The 12,784-nt window shown below is 63.9% G+C and carries 14 protein-coding genes; all 14 read left to right on the top strand.

Going from position 1 to position 12,784, the window contains the following annotated elements:
* Window positions 1-30: 30 nt before the first annotated feature.
* Window positions 31-690, top strand: a complete 660-nt coding sequence (locus ACK4FK_RS14240; RefSeq protein WP_409745625.1) for an aspartate/glutamate racemase family protein — start codon at window positions 31-33, stop codon at window positions 688-690.
* Between the two features lie 5 nt (window positions 691-695).
* Window positions 696-1,346, top strand: coding sequence for a flavin reductase family protein (locus ACK4FK_RS14245; protein WP_409745626.1), 651 nt, complete (start codon window positions 696-698; stop codon window positions 1,344-1,346).
* On the top strand, window positions 1,346-2,758 hold the full coding sequence (locus tag ACK4FK_RS14250; protein ID WP_409745627.1) for an FAD-binding oxidoreductase: 1,413 nt from the start codon (window positions 1,346-1,348) through the stop codon (window positions 2,756-2,758). Before ACK4FK_RS14245 ends, ACK4FK_RS14250 begins: the two co-directional genes overlap by 1 nt.
* A gap of 27 nt (window positions 2,759-2,785) precedes the next feature.
* Entirely contained in the window at window positions 2,786-3,709 is a 924-nt protein-coding gene (locus ACK4FK_RS14255; RefSeq protein ID WP_409745628.1) for a dihydrodipicolinate synthase family protein, read from the top strand.
* The gene (locus tag ACK4FK_RS14260; protein WP_409745629.1) at window positions 3,709-4,494 is read left to right on the top strand and encodes an SDR family oxidoreductase; all 786 of its coding nucleotides are present in this window, start codon (window positions 3,709-3,711) and stop codon (window positions 4,492-4,494) included. The genes ACK4FK_RS14255 and ACK4FK_RS14260 overlap by 1 nt, the downstream gene beginning before the upstream one ends.
* An 87-nt stretch (window positions 4,495-4,581) precedes the next feature.
* A complete protein-coding gene (locus tag ACK4FK_RS14265) occupies window positions 4,582-4,923 on the top strand; it encodes a gamma-butyrobetaine hydroxylase-like domain-containing protein (RefSeq protein WP_409745631.1) in 342 nt (113 codons plus the stop codon).
* Window positions 4,924-5,020: 97 nt separating this feature from the next.
* Complete coding sequence (locus ACK4FK_RS14270; protein WP_409745633.1) at window positions 5,021-6,763, top strand: fumarate reductase/succinate dehydrogenase flavoprotein subunit; 1,743 nt, start codon at window positions 5,021-5,023, stop codon at window positions 6,761-6,763.
* A gap of 29 nt (window positions 6,764-6,792) precedes the next feature.
* The gene (locus tag ACK4FK_RS14275; RefSeq protein ID WP_409745635.1) at window positions 6,793-7,026 is read left to right on the top strand and encodes a ferredoxin family protein; all 234 of its coding nucleotides are present in this window, start codon (window positions 6,793-6,795) and stop codon (window positions 7,024-7,026) included.
* Between the two features lie 7 nt (window positions 7,027-7,033).
* Entirely contained in the window at window positions 7,034-7,993 is a 960-nt protein-coding gene (locus tag ACK4FK_RS14280) for a HEAT repeat domain-containing protein (RefSeq protein ID WP_409745637.1), read from the top strand.
* A gap of 96 nt (window positions 7,994-8,089) precedes the next feature.
* Entirely contained in the window at window positions 8,090-8,878 is a 789-nt protein-coding gene (locus ACK4FK_RS14285) for a Crp/Fnr family transcriptional regulator (RefSeq protein ID WP_409745639.1), read from the top strand.
* 190 nt (window positions 8,879-9,068) lie between these two features.
* Complete coding sequence (locus ACK4FK_RS14290) at window positions 9,069-10,496, top strand: ABC transporter substrate-binding protein (protein WP_409745641.1); 1,428 nt, start codon at window positions 9,069-9,071, stop codon at window positions 10,494-10,496.
* A 4-nt stretch (window positions 10,497-10,500) separates the two neighbouring features.
* Window positions 10,501-11,403, top strand: a complete 903-nt coding sequence (locus ACK4FK_RS14295) for an ABC transporter permease (protein ID WP_409745643.1) — start codon at window positions 10,501-10,503, stop codon at window positions 11,401-11,403.
* A gap of 10 nt (window positions 11,404-11,413) precedes the next feature.
* Entirely contained in the window at window positions 11,414-12,277 is an 864-nt protein-coding gene (locus ACK4FK_RS14300) for an ABC transporter ATP-binding protein (protein ID WP_409745645.1), read from the top strand.
* A 16-nt stretch (window positions 12,278-12,293) separates the two neighbouring features.
* A complete protein-coding gene (fdxA, locus tag ACK4FK_RS14305; protein WP_409745647.1) occupies window positions 12,294-12,635 on the top strand; it encodes a ferredoxin FdxA in 342 nt (113 codons plus the stop codon).
* Window positions 12,636-12,784: the final 149 nt, after the last annotated feature.

A 12,784-nucleotide genomic window follows, 5' to 3' on the forward strand; every position in this document is an offset into this window, starting at 1 on the left:
AGACTGGCGGCGACTTCTGGAGGTCGCGCCATGACGCCCACAATCGTTGTGATCAATCCGAATTCCAACGAAGCCGTGACGGCCGGCATCGATGCCGCGCTGGAACCCCTGCGCATGGCCGGCGGCCCGGCGATCCGCGCCCTGACGCTGAAGGAAGGTCCGCCCGGCGTCCAGACCCAGTACGATGTGGAAAGCGTGACGCTGCCATTGGCGCGGCTGGCGAAATCGCTGGAAGCGGAAGCGGCCGCCTTCGTCATCGCCTGCTTCAGCGATCCCGGCCTGCATGTGGTGCGCGAGGCCGTGCGGCGTCCGGTGCTTGGCATCGCCGAATGCGGCGTGCTCACCGCTCTGACCATGGGACACAGCTTCGGAGTCATCGCCATCCTCGATGGCTCGATTCCGCGACACCTGCGGCTCTGGGGCGCCATGGGCGTTGCCGATCGGCTGGCCGGCGAGCGGGCCATCGGCCTGACGGTCGCCGAGCTGGCCGACCGCGAATGCACGCTGAAGCGCATGATTGAAACCGGCCGGTATCTGCGTGACGAGCGCCAGGCCCATACCATTGTGATGGGCTGTGCCGGCATGGCGGTTTTCCGCGATCCGCTGCAGGACGCGCTGGGCATCCCGGTGATCGAGCCGACCCAGGCGGCGGCCACCATGGCGCTTGGGCGCGTGCGTCTGGGCTGGTAGCCGCGATGGATATCGCCGCCTCGGAGCTTTCGCCCGACCGCATCTACAAGCTGCTGGTCAGCACCGTGATGCCGCGCCCGATCGCGCTGGTTTCCACCCTGAATGCCGATGGCGGCCTGAATGCCGCGCCGTTCAGTTTCTTCAATGTCTTCAGCAACGCGCCGCCGCTGCTGGTGATCGGTATCGAGGGCAACAAGCGCGCCGATGGCCAGCCGCACAAGGACACGGCACGCAACATCGCCGCGCGCGGCGAATTCGTGGTCAATCTCGTCAGCCACGCCATGGCAGTTCCCATGGTCGCCTGTGCGATCGATTTTCCCGCTGGCGTCAGCGAGTTCGATCAGGCCGGCTTCACGCCCCGCGCCTCGAAGCAGGTGGTCGTGCCGGGCATCGCGGAGTCCCCGGTCAGCTTCGAATGCCGCCTGTTCAATACGGTATCGCTGCCTTTCAATCGCAGCCTGGTCACGGGTGAAATCGTGCATCTGCATGTCGCCGACAGTGCCATTGACGACAAGCTGCATGTCGATCCCGACGCCCTCGATCTTATTGGCCGCATGCATGGGGCGGGCTGGTACACCCGCACGCGCGACCGGTTCGAGGTGCCGCGCATGACGCCGGCCGAATGGCAGGCCCGCAACGAGCAGGCCCGGCGCTGATGAACGCGACCCTCGATCGGCTTCGCGCCATTGTCGGCGCCGGCCATGTGCTGACCACACCGGATGACCAGCAGGCCTTCGTGGTCGACTGGATGAAGAAATACCGCGGCCGGGCGCTTGCGGTGGTGCGGCCGGGCAGCACGGAGGAAGTTGCCGCCGTGCTGCGCTGCTGCAACAAAGCCGGCGTCACCGTGATTCCCCAGGGCGGCAATACCGGCATGGCGGGCGGCGCGACGCCAGATGACAGCGGCGAGCAGGTGATCCTGAGCCTGACCCGCATGAACAAGATCCGTGCCCTAGACCCGGTCGGAAATACCATGACGGTGGATGCCGGCTGCGTTCTGGCGACGATACAGAAGGCTGCGCAGGATGCCGGTCGGTTCTTTCCTCTAAGCCTGGGTGCCGAAGGCAGCTGCACCATCGGTGGCAATCTCGCCACCAATGCCGGCGGCATCGCCGTGCTGCGCTATGGCAATGCGCGGGAACTGGCGCTCGGCCTGGAAGTTGTGCTGGCCGATGGCCGCATCTGGGACGGGCTGCAGGCCCTGCGCAAGGACAATACCGGCTATGACCTGCGCGACCTGTTCATCGGCTCGGAAGGCACGCTGGGCGTGATCACCGGCGCGGTGCTGAAACTGCATGCCGCCCCGGCTGCGCGCACCACGGCGATGGTGGCCCTGCCGGGCCGCGACGCGGCGCTGGCGCTGTTCACGCGGCTGCGCGGCCGGGCCGGCGACCGTCTGACGGCCTTCGAGTTCATGACGCGCAACTGCGTCGATCTGGTGCTGAAGCATGTCGGCGGCGCGGTCTTGCCTTTCGCCGCGGTGCCGCTGGCCATCGTGCTGGCCGAACTGAGCGATACCGATGCGGAAGCCGACCTGGCCGCCTTGCTGGAGGATATGCTTGCCGCGGCGATTGACGCCGGCGAAGCAATGGATGCGGTGATTGCCCAGAGTGGCGAGCAGGCCAAGGCGCTGTGGCGCATCCGCGAGGGCATTTCGGAGGCGCAGGTGCGCGCCGGCAAAACGATCAAACATGACATCGCCCTCCCCATCGGCCAGCTTGCCGCATTCATGGACGAGTGCGAGCGCGTCGTGGAAACCGCCTATCCCGGCCTCAACTTCCTGGTCTTTGGCCATCTCGGCGACGGCAACCTGCATTACAACCTGCAGCGCGCGCCACAGATGGACGATGACGCCTTCTATGCCCTGACCGGGCCGTTGAATGCCCTGGTGCATGATCTGGTGCATCGCTATCGCGGCAGCATCAGCGCCGAGCACGGCGTCGGCCAGCTTCGGCGCGACGAGCTGCCGCGCTACAAGTCCGGCGTGGCGCTGCAGATGATGCTGGATCTCAAGCGCCTGTTCGATCCCGGCAACATCCTCAATCCGGGCAAACTCCTGCAATCCTGACGTCTCGCCACAAGAGGTTATCCAAAAATGGCCAAACTCGACGAAACCGCCAAGGGCGTATTCATTATTTCGGTCACGCCGTTCACCGATACGGGCGCGCTAGACCTGGAGAGCACCGACCGCATGGTCGATTTCTATATGGAGAAGGGCGTCACCGGCTTCACATTGCTCGGCATGATGGGCGAGGCGCCGAAGCTGACCATGGCGGAATCGCGCAGCTTCGTTCAGAGGGTCCTGAAGCGGCTGAACGGCAGGGTGCCGGTGGTGGTGGGTGCCTCCAGCCCAGGCTTCGCCTCGATGGCGGAACTGGCCAAGGCGGTGATGGATGACGGCGCCGCCGGCGTGATGATTGCGCCGCCGGGCACGCTGAAGACCGACGACCAGATCGTCGCCTATTACGAAAATGCGGTCGAGGCCATTGGCGCCGACGTTCCTTTCGTGGTGCAGGATTTTCCGCAATCCACCAATGTGCACATGGCAGTCGGCGTCATCGCCCGCATCATCAAGGGGTTGCCTTCCTGCGTGATGCTGAAGCATGAAGACTGGCCCGGCCTGGCCAAGCTGAGCGCACTGCGCGCCATGGCGGATCTGCGCCGGGTCAGCATCCTGGTCGGCAATGGCGGCGTCTTTCTTCCCGAAGAGATGGAGCGCGGCGCCGACGGCGCCATGACCGGCTTCGCCTATCCCGAGATGATGGTAGACGTGGTGGCGGCCTATCAGCAGGGCAAGCCGGACCGCGCCCGCGACATCTTCGATGCCTACCTGCCGCTGGCGCGTTACGAGCAGCAGCCGGGGCCAGGCCTTGCCATCCGCAAATACGTGCTGCAGAAGCGCGGCGTGATCGCCTCTGCCGCACTGCGCAAGCCGGGCCCGAAGCTGTCGGCGCTGGATATCGCCGAGACCGAGAAGATGATTGCGCGGCAAGCCAAGCGCCTGCGGGAGATCGGCTGATGGATCTGGGTCTGAACGGCAAGCGCGCACTGGTGCTGGGGGCCAGCCGCGGTCTGGGCGCAGCCTGCGCGAAGGCGCTGGCGCGCGAGGGCGCCGTGGTTTTTGCCGCGGCGCGCAGCATCGACGATACCAAAACATGGATCGCGGCCGAAGATGCGCCGGTGGCGGCGCGGCTGACGGCGGAGAAACTCGACCTTTCCGATCGCGGATCGGTCGATGCGCTGGCTGATCGCCTGTTGCATGACGGCGGCGTCGATATCCTGGTCAACAACAGCGGCGGCCCGCCGCCGGGCGCTGCGGCCGAGATCGGCCTCGATCTGTGGCAGCAGCAGTTCGCCGCCATGGCAGGGCATGTCTTCCATCTGACCGGCCGTCTGCTGCCGGCGATGCTGGAGCGCGGCTGGGGCCGCATCATCACCATCGCATCGTCGGGCGTGGAGCAGCCGATCCCGAATCTGGCGCTGTCCAACAGCCTGCGCATGGCGGTGCTGGGTTGGTCGAAGACGCTGGCCGCAGAGGTCGCGGCGAAGGGCGTGACCGTCAATCTCGTGCTGCCCGGCCGGATCCACACCGACCGGGTCGATCAGCTTGACGGTGCCGCCGCGGCGAAACAGGGCAGGAGCCGCGAGGAGATCGCCAGGGCCTCCCAGGCGGCCATCCCCGCCGGACGCTATGGCCGGCCCGAGGAGTTCGCCGATGCCGTGGCGTTTCTGGCCAGCACCCGCGCCAGCTACATCACCGGCAGCAAGCTGCGCGTCGACGGCGGCATGGTCCGGGGCGTGTGAAGGCCGCAGCCCCTGCATTTTCGGCAATTAATTGCTTGCCGGTTTCGCCGCCGGCCCGTGTGATGCCTCCATCACAGGAGAGTCATCATGCTGCTTGCCATGGCCGCCGCCGCCGTCCAGCCCGATTTTTCCGGCGCCGACGCGCCCGATGAAATCATCCTGGGCGATGATGGCAGGCGGCTGGAGCTTCGCTTTCCGGACGATGCCGGCCTCGCGGTCGACGCCGATACGCTGCGGGCGGCCTGTCGCTGCGCCTGGTGCACCAAGGCGAAAGTCGAAGGCGCATTTCCCGGCGGCTTTTCCGGGCTGCGCATAACCCAGATCCGGCCCATCGGCACCTATGCCGTGAACCTGCATTTTTCCGACGGGCATGACCGCGGCGTCTTTCCCTGGTCCTATCTGCGCCAGATCGCTGCGCCCGGCGGTTGACCAATCCGGGATTTGATGCGGCGCGGCAACTAATTGCTTATTTCGCCGGCGCCCCTGCGTGAAGCTGGCATCAGCCCCAGCCAAGAACGGTGCCAGCATGACAGCCTTCCAGAACAAGACCGAAATCGTGGAAACCGACCTCCTGGTCATCGGCGGGGGAACCGCTGGCCCGATGGCGGCGATCAAGGCCAAGGAGCGCAATCCGAAGCTGCGCGTCTTCCTGATGGAAAAGGCCAACGTCAAACGCAGCGGCGCCATCAGCATGGGCATGGATGGCCTGAACAATGCGGTGATACCGGGTTATGCCACGCCCGAGCAGTATGTGAAGGAAATCACCATCGCCAACGACGGCATCGTGCACCAGAAGGCGATTCTGGCCTATGCCAACGGCAGTTACGAGATGATCCAGTATCTCGACTCGCTCGGCGTGAAGTTCGAGAAGGACGGCTCCGGCGAATACAACGTCCGCAAGGTGCACCATATGGGCACCTATGTGCTGCCGATGCCGGAAGGGCATCATGTCAAGAAGGTGCTGTATCGCCAGCTGCGCCGGCTGCAGGTGGTGATCAGCAACCGCTATATCTCCACCCGCCTGCTCACTGACCGCGACGGCCGGGTATCAGGCGCGGTCGGCGTCAACACGCGCACCGGCGAATTCCTGATCGTGCGCGCCAAGGCCGTGATCCTGGCCTGCGGCGCCGCCGGCCGGCTGGGACTGCCCAGCTCGGGCTATCTGTTCGGCACCTACGAGAACGCAGCGAATTGCGGCGATGGCTATGCCATGGCCTATCACGCCGGCGCCGAGCTGGCCAATCTCGAATGCTTCCAGATCAATCCGCTGATCAAGGACTATAACGGCCCCGCCTGCGCCTATGTCACCGGGCCGTTCGGCGGCTACACCGCCAACAACAAGGGCCAGCGCTTCATCGAATGCGACTACTGGAGCGGCCAGATGATGATGGAATTCTGGCGCGAGCTGCAGAGCGGCAATGGCCCGGTCTTCCTCAAGATCGACCATCTGGCCGAAGAAACCATCAGCGAGATCGAGACGATCCTGCATACCAACGAACGTCCCACGCGTGGCCGTTTTCACGAACGGCGCGGCACCAATTATCGCAACCGCATGATCGAGATGCATATCTCGGAGATCGGCTTCTGCGGCGGACACAGTGCCTCGGGCGTCTGGGTCGACGAATTCGCCAGAACCACGGTGCCCGGCCTTTATGCCGCCGGCGACATGGCCAGCGTGGCGCATAACTACATGCTGGGCGCCTTCGTGAATGGCGGCATCGCCGGGCGGGATGCCGCCGACTATTGCGCTGAGATCGACTTGCCCGGCTATGACGAGGCTTTTGTTGCCGCCGAGCAGGCCCGCGTGATGGCGCCGACCAAGCTGGAAGACGGGCTGACCCCGCACGAGATGGAGTACAAGACCCGCCGCATGGTCAACGATTACCTCCAGCCGCCGAAGGTCACGGCGAAGATCCAGATCGGCCAGGAGCGCTTTGCCGAGATTCGGGAAGACCTTGGCCAACTGATGGCGCGCGATCCGCACGAATTGCTGCGGGCTCTGGAGGTGCATTCAATCCTCGACTGCGCCGACATGGCCGCCGCCGCCTCGCTGTTCCGCACTGAAAGCCGCTGGGGACTGTATCATTACCGCGTGGACCATCCGGAAACGGATAACGAGAACTGGTTCTGTCACACCGCCCTGTACAAGGATGCCAGTGGCGCCATGGCGCATCGCAAGCGCCCGGTCGATCCCTATGTCGTTCCGATCGGGGATACCGAGAAGGATGCCTATCACCGCCTGCGCGTGAAGGCCGAGGCTGCCGAATAACCGTAACCAGAATCGACCAGGAGCCCCTCATGCCGATTGCCAATCATGCCACCAGCGTTCCTGTCGTCGTCGATGACGAGAAATGCATCGCCCACAAGGGCTGCCGGGTCTGCATCGACGTCTGCCCGCTCGACGTGCTCGCCATCGATGAAAGCCGCGGCAAGGCCTATATGAAATACGACGAATGCTGGTACTGCATGCCGTGCGAGGCGGATTGTCCCACCGGCGCGGTCAAGGTCAACATTCCCTATCTCCTGCGGTGAGGCGGCGATGGTGGCGCAATTCGAATCCTTCAGCGACGACATCGACGTTCTTCGCCTGCGGTGCCAAAGCGACGATGCCGGCATCCGGCGCGTGGCCATGCTTGAACTGGGCGAGGCCTTCGATCCCCTGGCGATAGATCTTCTGGTGGCGGGCCTTGCCGACGGAGATGCCGGCGTGCGCGAGGCGGCGGCCAAGTCGCTGGACGAACATGACGGTCCCGAGGTCGTCCGTGCATTGGTGGCGGCGCTGGAAGACTCCGTGCCCGCCGTGCGTTCCGCAGCCGCCGAATCGCTGGCGGAAAAGAAGGAATGCGGTTGCAACGATCTGCTGATCGAGCGGTCTGGCCATGCCGATCCCTTTGTCCGCTCGGCTGCTTTGCGCGCGCTGCGCCAGTTGCGCGATCCCGAGGCGATGGCAGCCTCTTTGCGCGCATTGCAGGACCCGGTGCCCGAAGTGCGCCGCGAGGCGCTAGGCGTGCTGGGCTATCTGAAGGCGGAGGAGGCGCTGCCGGCACTGATGAACGCGGCACAGGACAGCGATCCGACCGTACGCCGAACCGCAATGGCTGCGCTGGTCTTCAGCAAGCCCGGCAGCCATGGCGCGGCCTCGCTGATCAGGGGGTTGTCCGACGGTCACTGGCAGGTGCGCGAGGAGGCGGCCGCATCCATCGGCAAGGCCAGACTTACCGAGGCGGTGCCGGCACTGATCGAGCGGATGGCGGATGAATACTGGCAGGTCAGGGCCAAGGCAGCGAATGGGCTCGGCCGCCTGAAGGCGCGGGATGCCGTCGGCGTGCTGGGGCAGGCGCTTCAGCACAGTATCAGCAACCTGCGCAAGGAAGCGGCCGCCGCCCTGGGCGAGATCGGTGACGCCCAGGCGGTTCCTGCGCTCAATGCCGCCGCGAATGATCCCGACCCGGATGTTCGCAAGCTTGTCCGCTGGGCCCTGGATCGCTGCGCCGCGTAAACGCGCTGCCATCGGCATGGCATGCCATTTGCTACTTCCTGAGACAGGCCGCGCGGCCCCAGATGCGCGGCATTGTCCGCGCCGCGGAGGCCAGACATGCAGGAAGGTACCAGCGCCATTCCATTCCCCCGGTCGGTCGGCCATCGCCCGGATCCGGCCGGTTCCGATCCTTCCTCCTCGGCCCTGATACTGGCCGAGAACCAGACGGTTATCGGAAAGCTTCCATCCCTTCTGGCCCATCTATCTGCGCGTGAGCGCGAGATCGTTCTCTCGCATGGAAGGCGAAAGGTCTACTACAAGGGCGCGACGCTGTTCAATCAGGGGGCGCCCCATGACGGCATCTATCTGATCGAAAGCGGCCGCATCCGGGTGTTCTATGTTTCGCCGTCGGGGCGTGAGATCACCCTGGCCTACTGGTATCCGGGAAATTTCGTCGGCGGACCGGAAGTCTTTGGCACCGGCATACATAGCTGGACCGGTGTCGCCGCCAGCAACAGCAGCGTCGTCTGGCTGCCCGGCAAGCAGCTCAAGGCGCTGATCACCGAAATTCCCGCCCTGGCCATCGGCATCATCGAAGGCCTGGCCTTCAAGGGCAAATGCTATTCGACCATGGCCCAGATGCTGGGCACGCGCTCGGCCACCGAACGCCTGGTGCATCTGCTGCTGCACCTCACCGACACCTACGGCATTCCCGATCAGGCAGGGATATTCATCGGCGCCGCGTTCACCCATGCTGATTTCGCCCATATGGTCGGCGCCACGCGGCAATGGGTCACGATATTCCTGAAACGCCTGCAGAATGACGGGATCATCCATTGCCGGAAGAGCCAGATTCTGGTTCGCGACCGGGCGGCGCTGGCCGCGATGCAGAATGCCCAGGCCTAGCCCGCCCGGGCCTGCCTAAAAAATCATGCGCGCTGCGGGGCATTTGCTGTTTTTCTGCCCAGCATGGGAAACGCGGCAACTAATCGACCCAAAACGCATGACGATGTTTGTCGAGCGGTCTCCGAAGTCCGAGGATGCCCAAAACGGGGGAAACGGCTGCGGGAATAACCGGAGACCAGCGGAGGTGGACATGAAAAGAATTGGCGTAGTTCGTGGCGGACTGTACATGGCGGCAATGCTTGCCGCTGCCTGCGGCGCAGCGGCAAATGCACAGACGACGCTTACGGTCGGCATCGGCACCCAGGACACGACGACCAACACGGCGACGGCGGGCGTGGTGATCCGCGAGCTCAAGCTGATGGAAAAGCATCTGCCCAAGACCGGCAAATACGCCAACATGCAGATCAAGCTGGACTGGCAGAATTTCACCTCGGGCCCGCCGGTCACCAACGGCATGATGGCCAACAAGCTGCATATCGGGGCGATGGGCGATTATCCGCTTGTCGTCAACGGCTACACCTTCCAGAGCAATCCGGAAAGCAAAAGCCAGCTCATTGCGGTGGCTGCCTATAACATCCACGGTTCCGGCAATGGCGTGGTGGTGCACAAGGATTCGGACTACTACGAACTGAAGGACCTCAAAGGCAAGGTGCTGAGCGTGCCCTTCGGCTCGGCCGCGCATGGCATGGTGCTTAAGGCCATGCAGGACCAGGGCTGGCCGCAGGACTATTTCCGGCTGGTCAGCCAGAGCCCGGAAGTCGGCACCACGAACCTGCAGGAAAAGAAGATCGATGCGCATGCCGATTTCGTGCCCTTCGCCGAGCTGCTGCCGTTCCGCGGGTTTGCCCGCAAGATATTCGACGGCGTCGAAACCAATGCGCCGACCTGGCACGGCGTGGTGGCCCGTACCGACTTTGCCGAGAAATACCCCGAGATCGTCGTCGCCTATCTGAAGGCATTGATAGAGGCCAATGCCTGGGTGAAGGCGAATCCGAAGCTGGCTGCCGAGAAGATCGCCCAGTGGACCGGCATCGAGAAGGAGGTCGTGTACATCTTCCTGGGCCCCAGCGGCATCATGACGATGGATCCCACCATCAAGCCCGAATTGGTCAAGGATGCGGCCGAGGATGCCAAGGTGCTGCAGAATATGGGGCGGATGAAGGATTTCGATGTCGAGAAATGGGCCAACGACAAATACCTGCGCCAGGCCTATGCCGAACTGAAGCTGGATTACGACCGGCAGAAGGCCGATTACACGAATTATGAAATCTCCGGCGACGACCCCTTCTGCAAGAAGCCGATCGTCGATCCGCGCAAGTCCGGCGAAATATGGACCGAAGACGGCATCAAGGTCTTCAGCAGCGCGGCCTGCATGCTCGGCGGATTGCTCCAGTATCAGAAGGCGGGCAAGAAGGCTGCCGTTGCATATCTCTTCGATGACGTGCGCGGCATCAAGATTTTCGCCGATCAGGCCTTCTATGTGCTGACCGGTAAGGCCGGCGGCGTCGAGCTGGTGCCGTTCCTGCTCAAGAAGGATGCCGAGGCCCATGCCGCCAAGACCAGCGGCAAGGTCGTGATGTATGGCGACGCCCTCAAGGCCGTGGCGGCAGGGGGCTGAACGGATGCGCGGTTCCGCAGTCAGGGCGGTACGCGACGGGGTGGCCGAAACGGCCACCCCGCCAGCGGCTGCGATCATTCCCTCAATCCCGGCGCCGGACACATATCCGGAAAAACTGCTGCGCCTGCTGCGCTACTACCGGCCGCAATTGCGGGCCGTCGCGATCGGACTTGTCGCCATCGCCGCAGCGATACTGGCATGGCATCTGCTGACGCATTATCGCGTCAACATATACATCCGCTTCATCAATGTGCCGTCGCCGGAGCAGGTTCTGGACCGCGCTATCCTGGCCTTCAGCGGTCCGCAATATATCGAACACATGCTGATCAGCATGCGGCGAATCCTGATCGGCTTCGCGGTGGCAACGGTGATCGCGGTTCCGCTCGGGCTGCTGATGGGCCGCTTCCTGATCCTGAAGGAGATCATTTTTCCCGTGACCGAAGTGGTGCGACCGATCCCGGCGATCGCCTGGGTGCCGATGTCGATCATGCTGTGGCCCAACAACGAGGAAAGCATTGTCTTCATCACCTTCCTCGGCTCCTTCTTCCCGATCCTGATCAACACGCTGCATGGCATGGTCACTGTCGATCCGGTCCTGGTTCGTGCTGCCAAGTGCCTGGGTGCGAACGAGGTGGCCATCTTCCGGGAAGTCTATTTCCCGTCGTCGCTGCCGCAGATCTTCACCGGCCTCACGGTGGGCATGGGCGTGGCCTGGGTGTCGCTGATCGCCGCCGAGATGATCTCGGGGCAGTTCGGCATCGGCTATTTCACATGGGAGGCCTACTCGCTGGTGCAGTATTCCGACATCGCCCTGGGAATGATCAGCATCGGTGCCCTCGGCCTGCTGTCCAGCGGGGCCATACGCCTGGTCGGACGCATGGTCATGCCCTGGCTGGCCGGCCGGTAAGGAGGCGCAGATGGAGACTGCCAAGCTTGGTCATATAGAGGTGCGGAATTTCGGTCTGCGCTATGAAACGCTGAAGGACTCGGTCGAGGCCGTGCAGTCGACCGACATCACGGTTCGTCCGGGCGAATTCGTTTCCATCATCGGCCCGTCCGGCTGCGGGAAATCGACGCTGCTGAACGCGGTCGCCGGGTTCCTGAAACCCACCGCCGGGACGGTCGCTGTCGACGGAGAGGCGGTGTCGGCCCCGAGCGCCGACCGCGGCATGGTGTTTCAGCAGTACTCGCTGTTTCCCTGGAAGACGGTCAGGGAGAATGTCGAGTTCGGCCTGAAGATGCAGGGCATGAGCCGGCTTGAGCGCGAACGGGCAGCGCGGACGCTGCTGGGTCTTGCCGGCCTTCTGGCTTTTGAAAACCATTATCCGGACAAACTCTCCGGCGGCATGAAGCAGCGCGTCGGCATCGTGCGGGCGCTGGCCACCAGCCCGAAGGTGCTGCTGCTGGACGAGCCCTTCGGCGCGCTGGATGCGCAGACGCGCAGCATCATGCAGCAGATCCTGACCAACATGTGGCAGCATCTGAAGATCTCGGTGCTCTTCGTCACCCACGATATCGACGAGGCCATTTTCCTGTCCGACCGCATCTACGTCATGACCGCGCGGCCGGGGCGGATCAAGGCCGAGATCGTGGTGCCGCTGGAGCGGCCGCGCGATGCCTCGGTGGCCATGTCGTCGGAGTTCCTCGCCCTGCGTCGCGGCCTGATGGCGCAGATCCGCGAAGAAAGCCTGAAGGCGATGGGCGGCGAGATCAACGATACGGCCCTGCAGGGCCTTAGCATCGACCTGCATCGCGAAACGCTTACGGGTCTGCATCACTAACTCCGGGATACGAACGATGACCTATGTTGTCACGGAAGCCTGCATCCGGTGCAAATTCATGGATTGCGTCGAGGTCTGTCCGGTCGACTGCTTCTATGAAGGCGAGACGATGCTTGTCATCGACCCGGCCCAGTGCATCGACTGCGGGGTATGCGAACCGGAATGCCCGGCCGAGGCGATTCTGCCCGATACCAGCCCGCAAGCCGGCCGCTGGCTGACCCTGAATGCCGACATGGCGGCGCGCTGGCCCAACATCACCAGCAAGGGCCAGCCTCCGGCGGATGCCGAGGCATGGCGCGGCGTGGAGGGGAAGTACGACCGGTATTTCGCGGCCGACCATGGCGCAAAAGTCGAGTGAGGCGACAGCAATGAACATCATGTCTCTGACGGCGCCCTCGCATCCGCTGCTGAAGCCGGGCGGGAATCTGCGGGAGGAGACGGTGACGTATGTGCATCACTGGACCGACACGCTGTTCACCTTCCGCACGACGCGCGATCCGAGCTTCC

Source organism: Ferrovibrio sp., assembly GCF_046297895.1.
Taxonomy (GTDB): Bacteria; Pseudomonadota; Alphaproteobacteria; order Ferrovibrionales; family Ferrovibrionaceae; genus Ferrovibrio.